Raw genomic sequence first — 20,596 nt, 5'->3', positions numbered from 1 at the left:
GATGCCTCCGCGGTGTGACCATTTAAAGACCTCTCAAGTTGGCGGCGACGGGGTCGCCGCCAGAGCAAATCAGGCGTTTTCCGCGATCGCATCATCCTTTGCCATCGCGGAGCGGTGCGCTTCGCGTGCGGTAACCCGATTTGCGTAATCGATAAATTCAATGCGTTTTTCAATGGTACCGAATTCCAGCCCCCAGGCAATCTGCGCCCCCACAAAGACATCGGCAGCGGTAAAGCGGTCGCCGGTTACATAGCGGTGTTCCCGAAACCAGCCCGAAAGGGTATCGAGCACGGCCCTGTAGCTGCCGTAACCCACCATCACCTGCTTTTCTGCATCAGGCTCTACACCAAACACTTTGAAGTCGGTAATGGCTGCCTCAAGAGGCCCGGCGGCAAACACTAGCCATCGGTAATAACTTCCCCGCTCTTCCGGCTGTGGCGCCAGCCCGGCTTGCGGGAAGGCGTCTGCCAGATAGGCACAGATCGCTGCGCTTTCGGTTACGACCTGATTACGGTGCACGATGGCGGGCACTTTGCCCATGGGGTTGATTTTGAGATAGGCCGGCGACTTGATACTGCCACCGTATTCGAGCACCTCAGTGCGGTAAGGCGCAGCCAATTCTTCCAACATCCAGCGCACGGTACGGCCGCGGGATTGGGGGTTGGTATACAGGATGACTTCATCGTTCATAGCAGCTCTCCGTTGCTGTTCTGTTTTGTTCGGCACCCTGCGGTTGCAGGGGGTCGAGATAGGAACGGGAGCACTCTAACTGTTATATAGGTTATATTCCGTCCTAATAAATTGAGCAGGATGCGAATTGATGTCGAATCCAACGACACGGGTACTGGCACTCCTGGAGCTTCTTCAGATCCACGGGAATGCCAGTGGCAGCAAACTGGCCGAGATGCTGGGCGTGGATAGGCGCACACTGCGCCGTTATATCGCCACACTTGAAGAGATTGGCATTCCATTGACGGCGGAGCGCGGGCGCCACGGCGGTTACCGGCTGGTCTCCGGCTACAAGCTGCCGCCAATGATGTTCACCAACGAGGAGACGCTGGCAATCTCTCTCGGTCTGCTGGCGGCGCGCAGTCTCAGCGTGGGTGAAGTATCCACCGCCGTCGCCAGTGCCCAGGCCAAGCTGGAGCGGGTGATGCCGCAGAAACTGAAAGAGCAACTGCGCGCGCTCGATGACAGCGTGACCCTGGAGCTGGTGCCGAATGCCGCAGCGGACAGCGTAACGCTGGCAGCGCTGGCGGCCGCCACCCAGCATCGGTACCGCACGGAATTCGACTACACCAGCGGCAACAATACCGGTGTAACGCGACGTGCGTTCGACCCATATGGGCTGGTATTCCGCTACGGCCGCTGGTACGCGGTGGGCCATTGCCACCTGCGCACAGAACTCCGCACCTTTCGCCTCGACCGCATGCAGCAGCTGCGGCGGCTTGATATCCCCTTCCAGCGGCCAATGGATTTTGATGCAGCAGCCTATCTCACCAGCAGTTTTTCCAGTATGGAAACCGGTATCGATGTGGAGCTACTGCTGCATACGGATCTTGCGAATGCCAGTGCGGTGCTCGGCGATGAACTGGGCCTGCTGACGCCCAAAGGAGATGCGGTGTTGTGGCGTGCACACACCGGCTGCCTGAACTGGTTTTCTTCACAGCTGGTGCGGTTGCCGTTTACTTTTGAGATTCTCGCACCATCGGACTTGCGGGTGGCGTTGCGTCAGCAGGCCGAGAGGCTTATGAGTTTGGCGACGATTTAATTTCAGGGTCGATTCTGTATATTTTTGACAAAATTGCCCATACAACACTGAAAGGATGTTTGACCCTCTACGGCCATCAATAGGTCCGCGTACTGACAGGGAACACGAATTGACCGCGCGCTTTCTCCAGGAAGGATTAAAATGCTATAAACGCACGTTCACGTCACAGTTTCCTCTGGCAGCAACATTCGACATGGAGTTCCAATGGCCAGTTACCATCTTGCACAAGTGAACATCGCATACGGCATTGAAACTCTGGACCATCCCGTGATGGCCGGGTTTGTTGCAGAGCTGGATCGCTTAAATGCTCTAGCGGATATCAGTGAAGGTTTTATCTGGAGACTTCAGTCCGATGAAGGAGATGCGACCGCATTTAAACTATATGACGATGAAAAGATAATTTTAAATATGTCGGTTTGGGAAAGTATTGAGACGCTTAAATCTTATGTGTATTCCGGGGAACACCTGGAAATCTTAAAGCAAAAAAAGCAATGGTTTGAAAAAACCAAGTCGGCGCACCTGGTGCTATGGTGGGTTCCCGCCGGAGAAATTCCAAGTATTGAGGATGTAAAGAGCAAACTAAGCTTGATCCAGAAGCTTGGACCGAGCGAGCAGGCATTCAACTTCGCCAGAGCCTACCCTGCTCCTGACTCGATATGCATCGAATCAGAACGCGCGTGACAGTACAGGCGAGTAATTTGTGTACACTAAAACACAAATCAGTTCGCGTCCCCTACTCTCTTAATCGGAACCTCACGCAATATCCACTTGTACCTTTCAGACCGGCTAACGTCGTTATGCTGGCGCTCCCAATTATTTTTTACACTCGGCAATGCAGCTGGAAAGAAGCTACACAATTCAAATACGGGCCCAGTACGTAAGGCCTCATATTGGAAATCAATACAATGGAAACTATCAGGCTTTGCCGGGAAGACGACCTTCTGGGATTGCTCAAACTCTATAGCGAGTTACGTCCTCACGACCCGCTCGTTGATCCGGACGAAGCAAGCAAATGCTGGGAAGCGCTATTGAGCAGCCCGAGCGCCAAGTTGTTCGTAGCAGAAATTGATGGCGAACTGGCGTCCACCTGCCAGCTGGGCATTGTGCCAACGATCACAAACGGCGCCCGTCCATTCGGGATCATTGAGCACGTTGTGACCGCGGAACAATTCAAGCGCAGGGGCCTGAGCCAGATGGTAATGGAAAAAGCGCTGGAAGAGGCCTGGGAGTCAGGTTGCTACAAAGTCATGCTACTGTCTGGCGAAAGCCGTGCAGCGGCACATAAACTGTATGAAAAATTGGGTTTCAAGTCAGGCGTCGAAAGAGGCTTTGTGATCAAGCCAGATAGCAATGAATAGTGATTCCGATTCCGCAAGTAAAGTTGTACTCGGACTGCAGCAAGCCTTAGAAACTTCCACGCCAAAACCACGGTACACATACGGCAACAACTCAATCAGGAATAGGTAGTCATTCGTTTGTATATATATCGGGAAGCACTACGGCCCCGGGGCTCAAAGACTGCCACTCATTCTGGACTTTACTGTTACCATGCCGCACTGAAACCTGCCGCCGATCCATTGTCGGCCAATACCCGATTAGAGACTCCAGATGACATTTCGCACCCTGGGATTGAGTGACCCGATCCTACAGGCCCTTGAAGACAAGGGCTATTCGACCCCAACCGACATCCAGCGCAAAGCGATTCCCGCCATTCTGGAGGGGCGGGATCTTATTGCGACCGCACAGACAGGTACCGGCAAAACCGCCGCTTTTGTGCTGCCGATGCTCGAAGCGCTTCGTGGTGAGCGCAAACGTCGCGCCAAGCGCTTCCGTGCACTGATTCTTGTACCTACCCGCGAGCTGGCGATACAGGTACAGGACAATATCCAGCTGTACAGCAAACATTTATCCGTTGTCTCTATGACGATGGTGGGCGGTGTTGATCTGGAGCCACAGAAGCAGCAGCTGATTGACGGCGTGGATATTGTGGTCGCCACGCCGGGGCGGCTGCTGGATCTGGCACACCAGCGCGCGCTCTATTTTGATGAACTGGAAATACTGGTGCTGGATGAAGCCGACCGAATGCTGGACATGGGTTTTATCGATGACCTCGACAAAATCATTGCGCGCCTGCCTTCACAACGCCAGAGCCTGCTGTTTTCCGCAACCTTGTCGAGCCAGGTAAAGTCCCTTGCCAAGAGTGTGGTCGACAATCCGCTTGAAATATCTATCGCCAGTAACCAGAAAACCACGCCGAAAATTTCCCAGTGGCTGATCGCGGTCGACAAACACAACAAGTCGGCGCTGCTCAGCCATCTTGTAAAAGAGCGCGACTGGAACCAGGCGTTGATTTTTATTCGCACCCAGCACGGTGCCGCGAAGCTGGTCAGTCAGCTGGAAAAGCGCGGCATCAAGGCGGAAGCGATTCACGGCGGTAAGAGCCAGGCGTCGCGCTCGAAGATCCTCGCCGATTTCAAATCCGGTGATCTTAATATTCTGATAGCCACCGGTGTGGCCGCCCGTGGCATTGATATCAATGAGCTTGAGCGGGTAGTCAACTACGACATGCCGGACGACGCGGATGAATATATCCACCGCATCGGGCGCACCGGCCGCGCCGGTTCCGCTGGCGAAGCTGTGTCGCTGGTATCCAAGGACGATTTCAAAAGGCTGTGTGCCGTTGAGCGGCGGCTTGGAAAAATTATCGACCGGGTAATCATTGATGAATTTCCGGTCGTCAAAGACCTACCGGCGTCAAATCTGAACTTTTCCGTTAAGATCGCCAAGAAAAACAAGCCGGTGAAAAAACCCGGACAACCGTCAAAATCCGCCCAGCCTGCGACCAAAAAGCCCGAAGCCAAAACCCCATGGGGATCGATAAAGAAATGACCGGGCTCAACCAGAGCCTGAATGGAACCCTGTGAACCGGCCATTTTTATTAACCGTCTACCGCCGCAATGCCCTCAGCAATCCGCATTGGTGCGGTGGGACGGGCGTACATGGATTTGAGGTATTCCTGCAATCGCGGTGTGCCCCCAAGTAATTCGTATTCATTGACCCAATCCAGTGTGTAAGCCGCATTAAAGTCGGCTACGGTGGGTCGGTCACCGACAATAAACTCACGCCCCTGCATATGCTGCTCCAACACCGCCAGCATCTGTTTGCAGTCGCTCTTCGCAAGCTCAATATCCTGCGACAATCGCTTATCTTTCGGGTAGATGAATGTATGTTTGGCGATGCGCCACAGGGGCTGCTCGATCTCGGTGACGAGGAAAAACATCCAGCGGTACATTTGCGCCCTTTCTTCGATAGAGCCCGGAATCAATCCCGCTTCGGGGTGCTTTTCGGCCAGGTAGAGTTGGATCGCGGCGGACTCCGACAATACGAGGTCACCATCCACCAGTACCGGGACTTTGGCGGCGGGATTTAGGGCAAGGAAGTCTTTGTGATAAGCCTCGCCCTTCATGAGGTCGACCGGGTGTAGTTCGTACTCCAACCCCAGCTCATTCAGCATCCACATTACGCGCAGTACCCGGGTTGGTGGTGTTCCGTAGAGTTTAATCATCGCCAGCTCCGCCTCTTTTCATGGAAAATTTTATGTGGCCGGACAAGGGCTTGCCCGGCCCCTGGGGTTACATCGTGGGGATCGGCATACACTCCATCACTTCCACGCCATCACCAGGAAAGATACTGAAGCTCGGGTGACCTTCAAAGAGTTTGGCCGCCGCTTCATGGGATTCGGCTTTGACAATGACGTAGCCGGTCAGGTTGTTACGGGTATCGGCAATGCCCTCCGAATCAATTCGCTTGGTCTTACCTAGCGGACCACCTTCAGCCACCAGAATATCCTGATGCTGTTCCATCCAGCCGTTCCAGGCGGCCATACCCTCTTGCATTCGCTGCTGCTGTTCGGCTTCGGACAGGTGTTCCCACTTCTGCATAGTTTCCGGGGAGCCAAGATAAATGGCGAGAAAGTTTTTCACGGTTTTTCCTTGTGTTGGTTACTTCAGTTGTTTTTCTACCGTCGGTAGTACTTGATTTCCGATTTTCTTATCCGGCATTGCCGCCGGCCTCATTGCCTGTTGCCATCAATTCCCGCGCTGGGCGAACTTCCACCGAGCCGTAGCGGGCCGGTGGGATTTTTCCGGCCAGCGAGATAGCCTGGTTGAGATCTTTCGCTTCCAGCATGTAAAAGCCGGCGAGCTGTTCTTTGGTCTCGGCAAACGGGCCATCGGTGACGGTCACCCGGCTGTCGCGCACCCGGACAGTTGTTGCCGAGCTGGTGGGCAGTAGCGGGCTGCCGGTGATGTAATGTCCGCTTCTGTTCAGGTCTTCGACACACGCGATGCATTCCTGATTGAGCGTATCCCACTCCTCCTGGGATTTTGTCTCCATGAGCTTCTCATCGTAATAGACCAGTGCGAGGTACTTCATACTGTGTTCCTTTTGCTTGTGTATCGAATGCGCTTGAACCGGTTTATTGCTCGCCGGGTGCATCGGTGTTCACCATCCATGCGATTCCGAAGCGATCTGTCACCATGCCAAAGCCTTTGGACCAGAATGTCTCGTCGAATGGCATGCTGATGGCACCCTGGTCCGCAAGGCCGCAAAACGCGGCGCGAGCACGCTCCACTTCCGGATAGCTGATCTGTACATCGATTCCCTGTGGCTTGTGATAGTGACCGGGAGGCACATCACACCCCATCAGCCTGAGTTTGCCGATGGCGATACAACCGTGAATGACTTTATCCTGCCATGCTTCGCCGAGGTCACTTGCCATCGGAGAATCGCGGTAGCTCATCATCATCTGAATTTCCCCACCCAGCACCTGGGCGTAGAACTCCAGCGCCTCTGCGCAATTGCCGTCGAAGTTGAGGTGCGGGCAAACGCTTGCGGGCTGGCGCTGCATACGGTCGTCCATATCTTTGTGCACATCGAGCCCTTCACCGGGTTCAAAATCAGCCATCTCGAATAGTTGCCGCAATTCCAGTGATACATTGCCGTTCCCATCCATCTGCGGCCACTGCTTGACCCGCTCGATGGCTTCGGCTTTTGAAGCGGCTTCGAACAGGGTAAATCCGGCAATCAGCTCTTTGGTTTCGGCAAATGGGCCATCGGTCACAACGGGTTTGCCGTCACGAAAATCGATACGGGCACCGTAGCTACTTGGCCTTAAACCCATACCATCAATAAACACACCGTCGTTAAGCATCTGCTCGTTGTAATGCCCCATGGCCTCCAACTCGGCCTGAGTGGGCATCACTTCCGCTTCGGTGTTGGCATCCGCTTTGCGAATAATCATGAATCTCACGGTAACGCACTCCTGGGTAAGTTGGCCTCGCGGGCAATGATTTGCTGGTGGTTTCAATAACTAGTCGAACGGGGGTGGAGAAAATCGACAGTGGGATGAATTTTTTTTAAAAAAATTCCCAGGAGCCTCAGCTGGCCCCCATTTCCGCCAGGCGACGGGCGAGAAAGCGCTGCTCCGGGCCCTGTTGCGCCAATTCCAGAGCGCGTCGATAGGCCGCCCGCGCGGCATCTTTTTGACCCAGGCGGCGGTACAGGTCTGCTCGGGCAGCATGGGCCAGGTGGTATTCGGTAAGTACGCCACGGTCGAGCAGGGCATCGATCAGTGGTAGACCCGCTTCAGGGCCATCCCGCATGGCCACGGCAACTGCACGGTTTAGCTCAATCACTGGTGATGGAGCCAGCGCCAGCAGGGCATCGTAAAGGCCGACGATCTGTGGCCAGTCAGTGGCCTCCATGGACGCGGCTTCAGCGTGCACCGCGGCGATCGCCGCTTGCAGGGTATAGACGCCAAAACGGCGGCTCGCCAGTGCACCAAGTACCAGATTACATCCCTCGTTGATTTGATGCCGGTCCCACAGCGACCGGTCCTGCTGCTCCAGCAGAATCAGATCACCATCGGCAGAGACCCGCGCAGCGCGGCGCGCATCCTGAAGGAGTAACAGGGCCAGCAGGCCAACGGCCTCGGGCTCCGGTAACAACTCGCACAGCAGGCGCCCGAGTCGAATGCCTTCCGCCGTGAGGTCCTGGCGTATCAGGCTGTCGCCGGCAGAGGCGGAGTAACCCTCATTGAAGATCAGGTAGATAACCTGCAGCACACTCTCGAGACGCTCGGGTAACTGGTTTAAATCCGGGATTTCATAGGGGATGTTGGCGTCACGAATTTTTGCCTTGGCGCGCACAATACGCTGCGCCAGCGTAGGTGTGGATGTCAGGAAGGCACGGGCAATTTCTTCGGTAGTAAGGCCACACACTTCGCGCAGAGTCAGTGCCAGTTGCGCCTCCCGGGCCAGACTCGGGTGGCAGCAGGTGAAAATCAAGCGCAGACGGTCATCCTCGATACCAAGCGCTTCCGGCTCCTCTGCTGTCAGCTCGGTTTGCAGCCGCTCGGCGACGTCCTCGTACGACACGTCAAAGCGCGCCTTGCGGCGCAGCTGATCGATTGCCTTAAAGCGCCCGGCGGAAACCAGCCAGGCACAAGGGTTATCCGGGATGCCGTCGACCGGCCATTGTGTGAGCGCGGCCGCAAAAGCCTCATGCATGGCTTCTTCGGCGAGGTCAAAATCTCCCAGCAGGCGAATCAACGTTGCGAGCACGCGGCGTGATTCGGTTTGGTAAAGCTGGTCGAGCCGGGCTTGGTGTGCGAGGTTCATAGGTGCAATCGCTTATGGCCAAATCCTGGTCTGGGTTGTGTTTTATAGCATTATTATGCAAATGTAATCTTCGGTAATATATTAGGGTCAGAGTGGAATTTATATTTCGCCTTACCAAAAAATTACGAACAACCAATACAAACGGCTAGGAATCCAATGATCGATTTTAATAATAAAAGCCTCTTCAAACTCAAACAAAACCCAGACTACGCACAAAAAGTTGCCCCGCTGCTACTCGACGGTGAGGAAATCCTGGACTCCTTCAAATCCATGCGCGATGGGGTGGTATTTACCAGCAAGCGCATAATTGCAGTCAATATTCAGGGAATTACCGGCAGCAAAAAGGATTTCACCTCGCTGCCCTACAAGAATATCGTCGCGTATTCGGTAGAGACCTCCGGAACCTTTGATATCGATAGCGAGCTGGAGCTCTATTTCTCAGCACTGGGCAAGGTACGCTTTGAGTTCAGCGGTAAATCGCGGCTTATGGATATCGCACACTATATTGCGCGTTACGCCCTATAAATCGAGCCGAGGAAAGTTGAGCACTACTGATACTGGATATCGAACATGTCGATGCCAGAAGAACCGAAATGGGCCTGGAGCCCATCGCGGACTACGCCAAGCGCTTTGGCATTCCAGGCCCGCTGAAACAGGAAAATGGGGATCCTAAGTAGCTCCAGTATACCGCTAGCCTCGGCGGGCCAACTCGACGATAAGCCCTAGCACACCATCAAGTCCCTATCGATGAATCTCAATTTGCATTCGAGATCCCCCATGAGTGCCGCATCTTTTATCAGGATGCGGCACTAACTCTCACTTAGTGCCACCAGGCATACCAGCTCGCGGGATTCGGGACTGGAAAAATCCGGATCACTATTCGCAAAGGTGGTGTTTTTCAGCCCCATTTTCTCCAGATCTTTTGAACCGTAAGTCCAACCTGCCGTTCCAGAGTTTTTCTGACAGTTATATTGCTCCTGCTGTCCGTAAATCGTTATTTTCTGGTCAACGTTAATGCGTTGGAAAAACTGGGTTTCCATCTTTAGCCATTCATCCAGATCGCGCTGAATTGCCTGATCTACTTTCTTCCAGCGCCACGGTGTCAGGTATGTTGTCCAGCCGTAACTGATCGCTGGCTTTTCCAGAGCGCCACCGTGCCAACCGACAATTCCGCCGGAGTCGATGTGGCGACTTTTCGCTGCCGTAAACAGGTAATTTGCACAGGAAGAAAAACAGAGCCTTTTTACCACCAGATCAATTTTGTTACGGTGTATCCAGTATCCGAAATCCATAGCCGCATATACATCTCCACCACCGCTGCTTACTGCAAGGGTATGGATTTCAGCCTTACTGCTCTCCACCAGCGCGATGGCTTCAGATACACTTGATTTGGTCAGTGCACCCTCAAAAATAAGACGGTTACCGCTTATCTGAATCTTTGCCAAATCGGCACGCGCTGAACTCTCTGACTCAATACCGGTACAGCCGGCAACAAAGATCACCGTCATAGCGCCGAAGGCAAGACCTATGGCTTTATTTTTGTTATTCAAACTATCCACGCACTTGGTACCCTCGCCCTAAATGCCCCCCCAAAGATGCCAGTATTGGCGATGCCCAGTTGCGATGCAACTGCGCGAAATTTACTCTTTCTCTCGAAAAAATTTCAGAAAGCCTTGAATCAATCAATGCCGCCGCCATAAAGCCTGGACGCTCATGCGTACTATTCCCAATGAGAGATCAAAATGGCAAACCAAGAAATTTCTGAGATCCTGCGCATCTTCAATTCGCGGCTGGATGTACTTGAGGGCATTCTTTCTATCGGCGAGGAGCATGTTTCCGATACACCTGCGCTGATGCAGGAACGTCTGGCGGAGGACATGCATCCGTTCGGCGCCCAAGTGGCACTGGTGTGCAACCAACCCCGCGGCTTCGCCCAGTGGTGTGCGAACCAGCCGATTGAAAACCTGAGCACCGAAGTGACTTCACTGGAGCAAGCGCGCACGATTATTGCCGATACCAGGAATCAGCTTGCGGGTATTAACGTGGACGACAGCAAGCTGGATGAAATAAAGCACCTAGGTCTCGGCCCGGGACGCTTTGCGGACCTGCCGGCACGCCAGTACGTCAACGACTTCGTCATGCCGAATTTGTATTTCCATATCTCCATGGCCTACGCGATTCTGCGCAAGCTCGGTGCGCCGGTCGGCAAGGCTAACTATATGACTTTCCTTCTGCCTCACGTTCAGGAAGAGGCCTAATAAGAAGGCCGGGTTCAACTGAGCATCGCGTTAAGTGCAGTGAACCCGGCCTTTCAGGTCCTCCCCTGGAATTTTGAGCGAGGCTGTGGCGGGTAGTTTTCGAGACATGACCGGTATCAGACTACCGCGTCCTGAACTGACGCCAAATCACTCTACTGACGTACTGCAAAACGTCATAAATTGGGCCAGACTTGCTGTAAACACTGGTTTTCAGCATGATTCTCACAGGCCCTTTCAACCAGCTTTCCCTGCCTCTGTTCGGCGCATTTTCCATTCTGCTGGTTCTCGTTTCCATGGCGCTGGGCAACCTCTTCGGTTTACACAGCGCACGTAAAGGCACGATAAGCGATGCTTCCATTGGCAGCGCGGTAGCGGCAATCCTGGGGTTGCTCGCGTTTCTACTGGCTTTTACCTTCAACTCAACCGCCGAGCGCTTTTTACAGCGCAAGGCATTGCTCCTGGACGAAGTAAATGCCATATCCACAACCTACCTGCGAGCAGACCTGCTCCCGCCAGAATATCAACGTCGGTCACGGGTACTTCTAGCGGAATATACATCGCTGCGCGATTTCGATCCGAAAGACATAGATGTAAAAGAGTTTGAGCAGCGTTTGCGGCGCAGTAAGGCCATCCAGGACGCGCTCTGGAAAATAGTCTCTGAGCTGAGCAATAAAAATTACGATGGGGTCCGGCTTGGTAAGTATCTCGACTCACTCAACCAGGTGATCGATTTCAATACTTCCCGAATCCACGTGGGTACTCGCTACCGAATCCCCCCCCCCATCTGGGCAGCACTGGCGCTTGTCACTGCACTGGCCATGTTTGGCATCGGTTTTCAGCTTGGCGCCGGGCGGCGTGGCTCGCCACAAATTACCGTCGCACTGGCGCTGTCTTTCTCGGTGGTCATCCTGCTTATTGCAGACCTTGATCGCTCGGGGGAGGGCTGGCTGGTCGTCGATCAGGAACCAATGTCTGAGTTGAACAAGGAGCTACAAGCTGCGGAAAGCAATGAATTGGATAACGGAATGCACTAGTCCGGGGCCGAAAGATCCAAACCTGGCGGCACTTTTTTCCAAGGGTCATCGTGTAAAGCCATTCGATAGCCGAGATCGAACAGGTGCCGCATATAGATTGGATCAAACCGCTCTGTGGGCGCCACACCAAAATTTGAGGGAATATACGCAAGATTGAAATCATTCCCATCCCGCATACAAAGGGTATAGATCTGGAAAAGATCACCGATACCCTGAGTTCGGATGAGAGAGCCTATCGAGCGTGAGGCGATGGGTAATATATGGCGCTTAACAGCGTTGTTTTCAGCCCGCAGCATCGAATTACGTATTACAAAGACTTGCGGCTGGCCCTGTACGTTTAGCTTGCTGTTAATCTGCCGCCAGTCCACTGCGGCAGGATAGACAAACACTTGCGAACCACTGCCTCCATCGACATGCATTTCTTCATACTCGGCGCCACCGGCAACGACGGGAATCATCACTGGCGGAAAGGCGGCTGGGATCGAAGCCGAGGCAAGTAGCACTTCTTGGATAAGCCGTTTTTTCCGGGGGTAATGGCTGTTGGCAATAGCACCGATATTCCAGATGACCGAGCGACCTGCATCCAGATTGAATGTACCAATAAAAAGACGCCGCCCCGTGCGATGCTCACGCGCTATCTCATCAATCAGTTTGGCATCGACGTTTTCGGCAATCAGTGCCTTCAGGGGGCTGGTATCAAAAGCCGATTCCCCTAGCACGGTGCTGATGATGCCACGTTTTTTTGCAATATCCTGGGTACTAATGCTGGTATACAGCATTTCCAACTGGCGGTCGTAAGCCGGACCGAGGAAGGCAAAGGGTGCCGTTAGCGCGCCGGTGCTGATCCCTGTGACCATGGTAAATTCTGGCCTTGTGCCAGACGCCGACCATCCCACCAGTAAACCAGCACCAAATGCGCCATTGGCACCACCACCGGATATTGCCAGGTAGTCGTGTGGCCTACCGTAGATTCCCGGGTTTTCTTCACGCAGTTGCTCGGCCGTGTGATTTGCATACATTGACATGGAAAACTTCGGCCACTCATCCCCCCAGAAACGGGCATTGGTAATACCAGCTACTTGCGCGATTTCGGTCAGGGTCGCAGGCACAGGATTGCGCTCAGCCAAGCCTGAGCAGCCCGCCATAATCACCAGGAAAATGCCTATGGATCTCTGAACTGCGCTTCGGGCTGGGGGGAATGTTTTCACGGTGGAAGGCATGGCTTAGCGGAACATCAACTCCGGGTTCACCATGGATTTCATTTCCAGGACATTGCCGTTCGGGTCCGTGATAAAGAAGGTTTCCTGCTCGTACTCATCACCAACAAAGCGGCGGTAGGGCTTGTCCAGGTATTCCAGCCCGGCAGCTTCGATACGCTTCTTTAAAGCCTGAAACTCATCATTGGGTAGATGCGCGCCGAAATGCGGTACCGCCACTGCGCCCATGTCTACATCGTGGCGGACATTGGGCAGCTGCTCCGTGCTCTGGTGCAGGGTGAGTTCATTACCCCAGAAGTCGATATCTACCCAATGCGCTTCTTCACTGTTTCCAGCCTTGCAACCCAGTACGTCGCAATAGAATATTTTGGCGACCTCCAAGTCTCCGGCGGGAATGGCGAGGTGCATACAGTTTGATTTCATACCTCCTCCAGGGGGCACGGGGAACCGGGCTTCCCATAGTTGAATTCCCTTAGGGGGCTATTTCGCAGTCTAGTAAAGGAGACTTATGTAAGGAGGAAATAAGTTGCAGAGCGTTGCCCGGAAGGTGCGCATGGCGTCTATTACTTCTGAACCGAAGCTTCAGTGACACCGCTTCAGCTGTTAAATTAGCGGGTGCCATAACCCAAAGAATGAGAAAAGGAATGAGAATATGAAAATAATAATGTCTCTCCTCTCCCTGATTTTGTCATTGTTATGTTTCCCATCACTTGCAGCCGAACCACCGGTTTACGGCCAGTCACGCGTTATTTCATCGCAGGAATTGGGCCAGGATAAGTGGCTCGATATCTATGTACCGACGGATGGCGGTCACCCTGATCAGGAGTTTCCCGTACTCTACCTGCTGCACAGCCAATGGGACATGCTGCCCGCGATCGCAACGCTGGACATGATTGCAAACACGGTGCCGGATTTCATCGTGGTGGGTATCGAAAGCCAGGGCCGGGAACTCGATGTACAGGAAGGCGAGGAACAGTTCACACAATTTCTGGAGAAGGAGTTGTTCCCCTTTATCGAACGCGAGTACCCAGCGGCCGACTTCCGAATCCTGTCCGGGCACTCTCACGCCGGGAAATACGTCATGCAGCAGTGGCTGTCGAACACCCTCCCCGTCTCACAATATTTCGCGTTCAGTCCCTCCCTGGATGACGGCGATATTCTTCACAAGGTGGAGTCGATGCCGAGGCAGGCCCTCGCCGAGCAGAAACCACTGGTACTGACCATGGCCGATGAGGGCGAACATATGCACACGCCCTATACCCGGATCAATGCTATCCTCAGTTCGACCAGCAAGTTTCCCTATGCATCACATCATTTTCCGAATGAAACCCATCGCAGTACCAAGCACCCATCCATGAAATTCGCGCTGCAGTCCGTGTTCCCTGAGTGGGCTCCGTCAGCCGATATAAAAATGGCGGGGGCTCCCAGCCTCAAACAGCACTACGATGACTTGTCCACACGCTATGGACTGGCCGCAATGCCTTCTGTGGAAATGCTCCAGCAGATCACTGCCCGGCATTCCGTCGGCAGCACCGCGGCGTCCTGGGCAAAACTGCAGCCGCTATTCGACTATGCAATCCACGACTTACATGTCCAGCCATCCCGCTTTATCGAGATAGTGGATTACTTGACGGACAGCGGCTACAACGAGGCAAGCCAGCGTTACCTGGAGGCCCTGTGTGGGACGGATGCAACCCCCATGCGATGCAGCACGATAGCCGTGGCCGGACAAAAATACTGACGACCGCGGTCTAATGCGGCGAATCGACTTGGGCGAACCTCTATACAGCGGTTCGCCTCAACAAAAATACTTTCCGCTGTTTAGCCGTCATTCCAACAGTTTCCGGGACTACCCCATCACGGGCATCGCGATACACCGTATACTGCTGCTCGATAGCGACTCCTGCATAAATGCCTAAAGTTGCATCCGCTTTGCACACATGCACCTTTTCACCCGCCTGCCAACTACATCAGAGCAAGTCAGCCATGTCCCTATTATTTGAAGAGATCGACAGCCAAGCCTCCCCCCTGGGAGAAATCTCTTTGCGCAGGCGGCGCATTCCCGCACTGGGCGACAGGGATATCTACGAAGTGAAGCTGGGCGATGAATTCTTGATGTCGAGCATGTTTGTGGAGGCAGAAGAGGCGCTGTCTACCCTGGGACTGGCTCAGGTACAGGGCGAGCAGCTCGATGTGGTCGTGGGAGGCCTGGGGCTCGGTTATACCGCGGTGGCCGCATTAAAAGACCAGCGTATTGCAGAACTGCTGGTGATTGATGCACTGGATACGGTGATCGGCTGGCACAAAGACGAACTGGTACCTCTTGGCAAGATACTGAATGCGGATACCAGAAGCCGTTATGTACATGGCAGTTTTTTTGATCTGGCCACAAGCCCGGAGACCGGCTTTGACCCGGATGCCGCGGGCAGGAAGTTCGATGCCATCCTGCTGGACATTGACCACTCGCCTACCGAGTATCTGAATGCAGCCAATGCAAGCTTTTACACCACCGAAAACCTGGCGCTTATGGCCGAACAGCTGAAGCCCAATGGGGTATTCGCCATGTGGTCACAGAACCTGCCGGAAGAGCACTTCGAGTCTTTATTGAAAACAGTATTTCCAGCGGTCAGGTCCCATGTGGTCTCTTTTTATAACCCGTTTATGAATGGCGATTCCACCAACTCCGTTTATGTGTGCGTGAAATGAGATAGCTGACCAGCCGGTTCAACCGGCTCTGGCCAGGCCCTGATTCACCCGGGCGACATCAGTCTGGTTTTCACCTCAACCTGTACACTTTTTGCACGCATCTCTCGACACTACGTCTGCCAGCCCTTATAGTGCGCGGCCCGCCGCATGCTTCCGTGTTGGCGAATTTCATCAATGATTCTTTCATAGTCGCCCACCTCAATGCCCTCGGGAATACGCTCTTGATCACCACCGCCAATATCACCATGCAGTTTGGTGCCCAGCCGCTGTTTGAAAATATCTCTGCCAAGTTCGGCAACGGTAACCGCTACGGCCTGATCGGGGCCAATGGCTGCGGCAAGTCCACCTTTATGAAGATCCTGAGCGGTGCACTCGCACCCTCCGCCGGTAATGTATCCATAGCTCCCGGCTGCACATTGGGTATCCTGAGCCAGGACCAGTTTGCATTCGAGGAGTACACCGTGGTGGACGCGGTGATCATGGGCGATACGCGCCTGTGGGAGATCAAGCAGGAGCGTGACCGCATCTACTCGCTGCCGGAAATGAGCGAGGAAGATGGCATGCGCGTGGCGGATCTGGAAGTCCAGTTCGCCGAGCTGGACGGCTACAGCGCCGAGAGCCGCGCAGGCGAGATCCTGCTGGAGGCGGGCATCGAGGAATCCCTGCACTTCGGCCTGATGAAGCAGGTAGCTCCAGGCTGGAAACTGCGGGTGCTGCTGGCGCAGGCCCTGTTTGCGGATCCGGACATCCTGCTGTTGGACGAACCGACCAACAACCTGGATATCCACACCATCCACTGGCTGGCGGAAGTGCTGAACCAGCGCCGCAGCACCATGATCATCATTTCGCATGACCGTCACTTCCTGAACCAGGTGTGCACCCATATGGCGGATATCGATTATGGCGAGCTGCGAATCTTCCCCGGTAATTACGAGGACTTTGTGGCCGCCTCCACCCTGATCCAGGAACAGCTGCACGCGGAGAACGCGAAGAAGAGCGCCGAGCTGGAAGAACTGCAATCCTTCGTAAACCGCTTCTCTGCCAATGCGTCCAAAGCCAAACAGGCCAGCTCGCGCGCGAAGAAGATGGAGAAGATCAAGCTGGAGGAAATCAAGCCGTCCAGCCGGGTGAAGCCCTATATCACCTTCCAGCAGAGCAAGAAGCTGCACCGGCAGGCACTGACTCTGGAAGATTTGTCTCACGGCTTCGATGGCGAGCAGCTGTTTGCCGGTGGCGAGTTGATACTGGAGGCTGGTGCACGCCTGGCCGTAATCGGCGAGAACGGTGTGGGTAAGACCACCTTCCTGCGCTGCCTGATAGACGAGCTGCAGGCCAACAGCGGCGTGGTCAAATGGTCCGAGAACGCAGCCATTGGCTACTGCCCGCAGGACAGCAGCGCAGACTTTGACAACGACCTGACCATCTTTGAGTGGATGTCCCAATGGCGCACGCCCAAGCACGATGACCTGACCGTACGCGGCATGCTCGGCCGTCTGTTATTCACAGCCGACGACGCCAACAAGAAAGCGCGCGTGTGCTCCGGTGGTGAGAAGAACCGCCTGCTGTTCGGCAAACTGATGATGATGGACACCAACGTGCTGATCATGGACGAGCCTACCAACCACCTGGATATGGAATCCATCGAGGCACTCAACAAGGCCCTGTCCCACTACGAAGGCACCCTGATCTTCGTCAGCCACGACCGCCAGTTTGTATCGTCACTGGCCACACGTGTTCTGGAGATCAAGGACCACAAGATGATCGACTTCCAGGGTACCTACGATGAGTACCTGGCAGACCGGGCGCGACAGGAAGCCCAGGCGGCCTGACTCTCCTGAAGCACAAAAGGACTGATTGGTCACCGGACACATAAATGCCTTCCAAAAAGCCGACGTGAATGCCTATTTCGCGTCGGCTTTTTTGTCGGCCCCAAATTCCCTTGCACTCATTTATCGCCTTGTCATCGCGACGACTGCCCAAGTTACCACTTCAAACGGTCCATCCATTTTTCCCTCAAGATTTCCCCTTTAATATTTGCGCCCAAAGAACAGCCTGACAGCAGAGCAGACTCCTACCAAAGCGGGATATTGAATGTTATAAAACACGTCATGCGTTGCGAGCAACAGTGCTGATCCGGCAACCCACCCAGCCTTGGGCAGGTGCCCCCCTTCCACGCAAGACCAATAAAAACAACACAAAAAGAGTGAAAGATAATGAATAAATGCCTGATGGCGTTCCTCGGAATGGCATTCCTGCAGAGCTGTGCTGTACTGCTGCCGCCAAACACGCCTGATGAGTTTGCCGATCAGTTGAGTGACTCGGCTTTTGGCAGGGTATACACCACATCACCGGCGATAGGCTACCAGGACTCCATACGCAGCCTGCAGACCAATATGGATGCCTGTGTTGAGGGGTCGAAGCAGGGCGCGGCTATCCGCTCTGGCATCCCTGTGCTCGGCAGTGGCTCGGGGATCTGGCACTACGCGGTCACCGCGGAGTCCGACAGCCTGACCCAGTTCACCATCCGAAGAGAGGCCCTGGGCCTGTCGGGCCCACAGCATGAGGGTGGCAATATCGTGGCGGTGATTAATGTGGAGCCGCAACAGGATACCGGCGTATCCATTACCGGTTATTCCCCGTGGGGTTCAGACTGGTTTATGGAATCGGTGATGGCCTGGGGCGAGGGACAGAACGTCGCCTGCCCGATTGGCTGAAACTACCGTTCAGCGTTTGCAAAGCCGGCGGTTACCTCCGTGATCGCCGCCGTATTCCAGGGCATGCACATACCCATCGGCTCCGTGACAGGTTTCAGTGTTGATATTCCTGAAACTGAAGCTCTGCCAGCCGCTTGTATAGAGGCGAAGACTGCACGAGCTCCGTATGACTGCCCTCCGCCACTACGCACCCATGATCCAGTACCGCGATGCGATCCGCATGCAGAATAGTCGCCAACCGGTGCGCAATGATGATGGTAGTGCGGCCTTGCATTAGCGCTTCCAATGCTTGCTGCACGTGATACTCGCTCTCCGCATCCAGCGCGCTGGTGGCTTCATCCAGCAGTAAAATCTTTGGATCTTTTAAAATAGCGCGCGCAATGGCCAGACGCTGTTTCTGCCCTCCGGACAAGCGCGTACCCTGCTCGCCCAAATGGCTGTTGTAGCCATCGGGCAATTGCTCGATAAACTCGTGTGCATGTGCGGCCCTTGCCGCGGCAATCACTTCTTCGTCACTCGCGTCGGGCTTGCCGTAGCGGATGTTGTACCAGACATCGGCGGTAAACAGGGCAGGCTGTTGCGGCACAACGGCTATTTGCCGGCGCAGGGTGCCGGTATCCATATCCCGGATATCCACACCATCCAGGGTGATACGTCCTCCAAGCGGATCGTAAAAGCGCAGGAGAAGTTCCAGTAGTGTGGATTTGCCGGCGCCAGACGGCCCCACGAGGGCCAGACTTTTACCCGCTGCGACATGCAGGCTCAATCCACTAATTGCAGGCTGGTCGGGCCGTGAGGGATAACTGAACTCCACCGTGTCGAACACCACCTCAGCAGTATCACAGCCTGTCGATAATTCCGGGGAGGAATCTGCGCTGCTCGCAGGGATCTCCGACTCGACACTGAGTAGATCCATAAGCCGCTCCGTGGCGCCGGTGGCCCGCTGTAGCTCGCCGTAAACTTCAGAAATGGTCGCCACCGCTGATCCCATCATCATGGCGTAGAACACAAATGCGGCCAGATCGCCGCTGCTCATACGACCTGCAATCATGTCGTTGCCGCCTATCCACAGCAGGGTACTGACCGCACCGAACATCAACAGGATCACGACCGCTATCAACAGTGAACGCTGACGCACACGCCGCCTGGCGACATCGAATGCTGCCTCCACTTCACGGGCGAATGCCTTCTGTTCATCCTGCTCGCGGGTGTAACTCTGCACGGTTTTTATATGCTGGATAATTTCACCGGCATAGCTGCCCACATCGGCAATGGAATCCTGGCTGGCCTTGGACAGCTTTCGTACCCGGCGGCCGTAGAGCACGATGGGCAACAGCACCAGTGGCACGCCCACGAGTACCATCAGGCTGAGCTTGAGGTTAGTAAACAGCAACAGGGCCAGCGCGCCCACAAACATCAGGGTGCTGCGCAGGGCCATGGAGAATGAGGTACCGATGATATGTTGCAGCAGGGTGGTGTCGGTGGTGAGGCGGGACATGATCTCGCCACTGCGGTTGGTCTCGAAGTAGCTCGGATGCAGGGTCACGATATGGTCAAACACCGCCTTGCGCAGATCGGCCACTACCCGCTCGCCCAGCCAGGACACCAGATAATGGCGAGCATAGGTGCCGATGGCCATAAGACACGCCAATACCAGCAGCACCTGCACGGCATGAGCCAGCGCCTCGCTGGAGTCGCCGGTGAGGCCGTTGTCCACCAGCAGGCGTACTCCCTGACCAATAGACAGCGTAATTGCGGCGGTAAAAACCAGCGCCACGGCCGCACCGAACAACACCTTTCGGTAGGGCCGCACAAACTGCCAGAGTGCGATCATCATTTCTCGCGCACTCATGTTTGAGGCGTTGCCAGAGGCGGGTTTCGGGGTATCTGTCATAAAACGTTACTGATCAAAAAAATTCTGAAATTCGCCGGGCAGCTGGACATCTCTGACAAATATGTGGTTTCAGAGCTTCAGCGAGCGGGTTAATCTCGGGCGCATTGAAATTAGCACGTCCGACAACGGACTTTACCAATAAATACCCGCTTGCATGTAAACGGAGTTGCCTTGTACCCGGCACCGGTAACCTGAACAGGCGTTAATTTCCCGGCAGTAGAAACAATTCAGCCCAAAAATGACTTTTCGCATATGTATTCCATAGCCCATCACTAGACTTGGCGCTTCGCGGGGTTATTTATTGGTTTGCGATTGTGAATTT

21 protein-coding genes are annotated in these 20,596 nt (G+C 54.5%); 11 read left to right on the top strand and 10 right to left on the bottom strand.

The features are described from left to right. Positions 1–69: 69 nt before the first annotated feature. Positions 70–690, bottom strand: coding sequence for a glutathione S-transferase family protein (locus LC093_RS10495; RefSeq protein WP_226664731.1), 621 nt, complete (start codon positions 688–690; stop codon positions 70–72). 130 nt (positions 691–820) lie between these two features. On the opposite strand from LC093_RS10495, the gene LC093_RS10490 reads away from it, so the two are divergent. The 4 genes from LC093_RS10490 to LC093_RS10475 all read left to right on the top strand — a co-directional run bounded on the left by LC093_RS10490 (position 821) and on the right by LC093_RS10475 (position 4,660). Then, positions 821–1,771: a helix-turn-helix transcriptional regulator gene (locus LC093_RS10490; protein ID WP_226664730.1), complete on the top strand. Its 951-nt coding sequence runs from the start codon at positions 821–823 to the stop codon at positions 1,769–1,771. Between the two features lie 204 nt (positions 1,772–1,975). Further along, a complete protein-coding gene (locus LC093_RS10485; RefSeq protein ID WP_226664729.1) occupies positions 1,976–2,452 on the top strand; it encodes a DUF3291 domain-containing protein in 477 nt (158 codons plus the stop codon). Positions 2,453–2,676: 224 nt separating this feature from the next. Then, on the top strand, positions 2,677–3,129 hold the full coding sequence (locus LC093_RS10480) for a GNAT family N-acetyltransferase (protein WP_226664728.1): 453 nt from the start codon (positions 2,677–2,679) through the stop codon (positions 3,127–3,129). Positions 3,130–3,379: 250 nt separating this feature from the next. Further along, positions 3,380–4,660, top strand: a complete 1,281-nt coding sequence (locus LC093_RS10475) for a DEAD/DEAH box helicase (protein ID WP_226664727.1) — start codon at positions 3,380–3,382, stop codon at positions 4,658–4,660. 49 nt (positions 4,661–4,709) lie between these two features. On the opposite strand, the gene LC093_RS10470 is transcribed toward LC093_RS10475, so the two are convergent. The 5 genes from LC093_RS10470 to LC093_RS10450 all read right to left on the bottom strand — a co-directional run bounded on the left by LC093_RS10470 (position 4,710) and on the right by LC093_RS10450 (position 8,451). After that, complete coding sequence (locus tag LC093_RS10470) at positions 4,710–5,336, bottom strand: glutathione S-transferase family protein (RefSeq protein WP_226664726.1); 627 nt, start codon at positions 5,334–5,336, stop codon at positions 4,710–4,712. A 67-nt stretch (positions 5,337–5,403) separates the two neighbouring features. Then, a complete protein-coding gene (locus LC093_RS10465; protein ID WP_226664725.1) occupies positions 5,404–5,754 on the bottom strand; it encodes a YciI family protein in 351 nt (116 codons plus the stop codon). A gap of 67 nt (positions 5,755–5,821) precedes the next feature. Further along, on the bottom strand, positions 5,822–6,205 hold the full coding sequence (locus tag LC093_RS10460; RefSeq protein ID WP_226664724.1) for a YciI family protein: 384 nt from the start codon (positions 6,203–6,205) through the stop codon (positions 5,822–5,824). 43 nt (positions 6,206–6,248) lie between these two features. Beyond that, positions 6,249–7,073: a YciI family protein gene (locus LC093_RS10455; protein ID WP_226664753.1), complete on the bottom strand. Its 825-nt coding sequence runs from the start codon at positions 7,071–7,073 to the stop codon at positions 6,249–6,251. Positions 7,074–7,209: 136 nt separating this feature from the next. After that, positions 7,210–8,451, bottom strand: a complete 1,242-nt coding sequence (locus LC093_RS10450; protein ID WP_226664723.1) for an RNA polymerase sigma factor — start codon at positions 8,449–8,451, stop codon at positions 7,210–7,212. 156 nt (positions 8,452–8,607) lie between these two features. Between LC093_RS10450 and LC093_RS10445 the strand changes: the two genes are divergently transcribed. Further along, positions 8,608–8,976, top strand: a complete 369-nt coding sequence (locus LC093_RS10445) for a PH domain-containing protein (RefSeq protein ID WP_226664722.1) — start codon at positions 8,608–8,610, stop codon at positions 8,974–8,976. 284 nt (positions 8,977–9,260) lie between these two features. On the opposite strand, the gene LC093_RS10440 is transcribed toward LC093_RS10445, so the two are convergent. Further along, positions 9,261–10,001, bottom strand: a complete 741-nt coding sequence (locus LC093_RS10440; RefSeq protein ID WP_226664721.1) for a hypothetical protein — start codon at positions 9,999–10,001, stop codon at positions 9,261–9,263. A 192-nt stretch (positions 10,002–10,193) separates the two neighbouring features. On the opposite strand from LC093_RS10440, the gene LC093_RS10435 reads away from it, so the two are divergent. Beyond that, a complete protein-coding gene (locus tag LC093_RS10435) occupies positions 10,194–10,709 on the top strand; it encodes a DUF1993 domain-containing protein (protein ID WP_226664720.1) in 516 nt (171 codons plus the stop codon). A 215-nt stretch (positions 10,710–10,924) separates the two neighbouring features. Continuing rightward, positions 10,925–11,743, top strand: a complete 819-nt coding sequence (locus LC093_RS10430; RefSeq protein WP_226664719.1) for a hypothetical protein — start codon at positions 10,925–10,927, stop codon at positions 11,741–11,743. On the opposite strand, the gene LC093_RS10425 is transcribed toward LC093_RS10430, so the two are convergent. Then, positions 11,740–12,888, bottom strand: coding sequence for a patatin-like phospholipase family protein (locus LC093_RS10425; RefSeq protein ID WP_226664752.1), 1,149 nt, complete (start codon positions 12,886–12,888; stop codon positions 11,740–11,742). The two genes, LC093_RS10430 and LC093_RS10425, sit on opposite strands and share 4 nt — an antisense overlap. 78 nt (positions 12,889–12,966) lie before the next feature. Next, positions 12,967–13,383, bottom strand: a complete 417-nt coding sequence (locus tag LC093_RS10420; RefSeq protein WP_226664718.1) for a VOC family protein — start codon at positions 13,381–13,383, stop codon at positions 12,967–12,969. A gap of 229 nt (positions 13,384–13,612) precedes the next feature. Here LC093_RS10420 and LC093_RS10415 point away from each other — a divergent pair, with 229 nt between their 5' ends. The 4 genes from LC093_RS10415 to LC093_RS10400 all read left to right on the top strand — a co-directional run bounded on the left by LC093_RS10415 (position 13,613) and on the right by LC093_RS10400 (position 18,380). Continuing rightward, positions 13,613–14,701, top strand: a complete 1,089-nt coding sequence (locus LC093_RS10415) for an alpha/beta hydrolase (protein ID WP_226664717.1) — start codon at positions 13,613–13,615, stop codon at positions 14,699–14,701. 245 nt (positions 14,702–14,946) lie between these two features. Beyond that, positions 14,947–15,666 (top strand): spermidine synthase, encoded by a 720-nt coding sequence (locus tag LC093_RS10410; RefSeq protein WP_226664716.1) that lies wholly within the window; start codon positions 14,947–14,949, stop codon positions 15,664–15,666. Positions 15,667–15,887: 221 nt separating this feature from the next. Further along, entirely contained in the window at positions 15,888–17,495 is a 1,608-nt protein-coding gene (locus tag LC093_RS10405; RefSeq protein ID WP_226664715.1) for an ABC-F family ATPase, read from the top strand. 384 nt (positions 17,496–17,879) lie between these two features. Continuing rightward, complete coding sequence (locus LC093_RS10400) at positions 17,880–18,380, top strand: hypothetical protein (RefSeq protein ID WP_226664714.1); 501 nt, start codon at positions 17,880–17,882, stop codon at positions 18,378–18,380. Between the two features lie 94 nt (positions 18,381–18,474). Here the strand turns inward: LC093_RS10400 and LC093_RS10395 are convergent, their stop codons facing one another. Further along, on the bottom strand, positions 18,475–20,274 hold the full coding sequence (locus LC093_RS10395; protein WP_226664713.1) for an ABC transporter transmembrane domain-containing protein: 1,800 nt from the start codon (positions 20,272–20,274) through the stop codon (positions 18,475–18,477). Positions 20,275–20,596: the final 322 nt, after the last annotated feature.

Source organism: Microbulbifer aggregans (assembly GCF_020524005.1).
Lineage (GTDB): Bacteria > Pseudomonadota > Gammaproteobacteria > Pseudomonadales > Cellvibrionaceae > Microbulbifer > Microbulbifer aggregans_A.
This window is presented reverse-complemented; position numbering and strand designations above follow the sequence as displayed.

Excerpts from the sequence above, each read along its gene's own strand:
- LC093_RS10495 (WP_226664731.1), bottom strand. The coding sequence starts at position 690 with ATGAACGATGAAGTCATCCTGTATACCAACCCCCAATCCCGCGGCCGT.
- LC093_RS10490 (WP_226664730.1), top strand. The coding sequence starts at position 821 with ATGTCGAATCCAACGACACGGGTACTGGCACTCCTGGAGCTTCTTCAG.
- LC093_RS10485 (WP_226664729.1), top strand. The coding sequence starts at position 1,976 with ATGGCCAGTTACCATCTTGCACAAGTGAACATCGCATACGGCATTGAA.
- LC093_RS10480 (WP_226664728.1), top strand. The coding sequence starts at position 2,677 with ATGGAAACTATCAGGCTTTGCCGGGAAGACGACCTTCTGGGATTGCTC.
- LC093_RS10475 (WP_226664727.1), top strand. The coding sequence starts at position 3,380 with ATGACATTTCGCACCCTGGGATTGAGTGACCCGATCCTACAGGCCCTT.
- LC093_RS10470 (WP_226664726.1), bottom strand. The coding sequence starts at position 5,336 with ATGATTAAACTCTACGGAACACCACCAACCCGGGTACTGCGCGTAATG.
- LC093_RS10460 (WP_226664724.1), bottom strand. The coding sequence starts at position 6,205 with ATGAAGTACCTCGCACTGGTCTATTACGATGAGAAGCTCATGGAGACA.
- LC093_RS10455 (WP_226664753.1), bottom strand. The coding sequence starts at position 7,073 with ATGATTATTCGCAAAGCGGATGCCAACACCGAAGCGGAAGTGATGCCC.
- LC093_RS10450 (WP_226664723.1), bottom strand. The coding sequence starts at position 8,451 with ATGAACCTCGCACACCAAGCCCGGCTCGACCAGCTTTACCAAACCGAA.
- LC093_RS10445 (WP_226664722.1), top strand. The coding sequence starts at position 8,608 with ATGATCGATTTTAATAATAAAAGCCTCTTCAAACTCAAACAAAACCCA.
- LC093_RS10435 (WP_226664720.1), top strand. The coding sequence starts at position 10,194 with ATGGCAAACCAAGAAATTTCTGAGATCCTGCGCATCTTCAATTCGCGG.
- LC093_RS10430 (WP_226664719.1), top strand. The coding sequence starts at position 10,925 with ATGATTCTCACAGGCCCTTTCAACCAGCTTTCCCTGCCTCTGTTCGGC.
- LC093_RS10425 (WP_226664752.1), bottom strand. The coding sequence starts at position 12,888 with ATGGCGGGCTGCTCAGGCTTGGCTGAGCGCAATCCTGTGCCTGCGACC.
- LC093_RS10420 (WP_226664718.1), bottom strand. The coding sequence starts at position 13,383 with ATGAAATCAAACTGTATGCACCTCGCCATTCCCGCCGGAGACTTGGAG.
- LC093_RS10415 (WP_226664717.1), top strand. The coding sequence starts at position 13,613 with ATGAAAATAATAATGTCTCTCCTCTCCCTGATTTTGTCATTGTTATGT.
- LC093_RS10410 (WP_226664716.1), top strand. The coding sequence starts at position 14,947 with ATGTCCCTATTATTTGAAGAGATCGACAGCCAAGCCTCCCCCCTGGGA.
- LC093_RS10400 (WP_226664714.1), top strand. The coding sequence starts at position 17,880 with ATGAATAAATGCCTGATGGCGTTCCTCGGAATGGCATTCCTGCAGAGC.
- LC093_RS10395 (WP_226664713.1), bottom strand. The coding sequence starts at position 20,274 with ATGACAGATACCCCGAAACCCGCCTCTGGCAACGCCTCAAACATGAGT.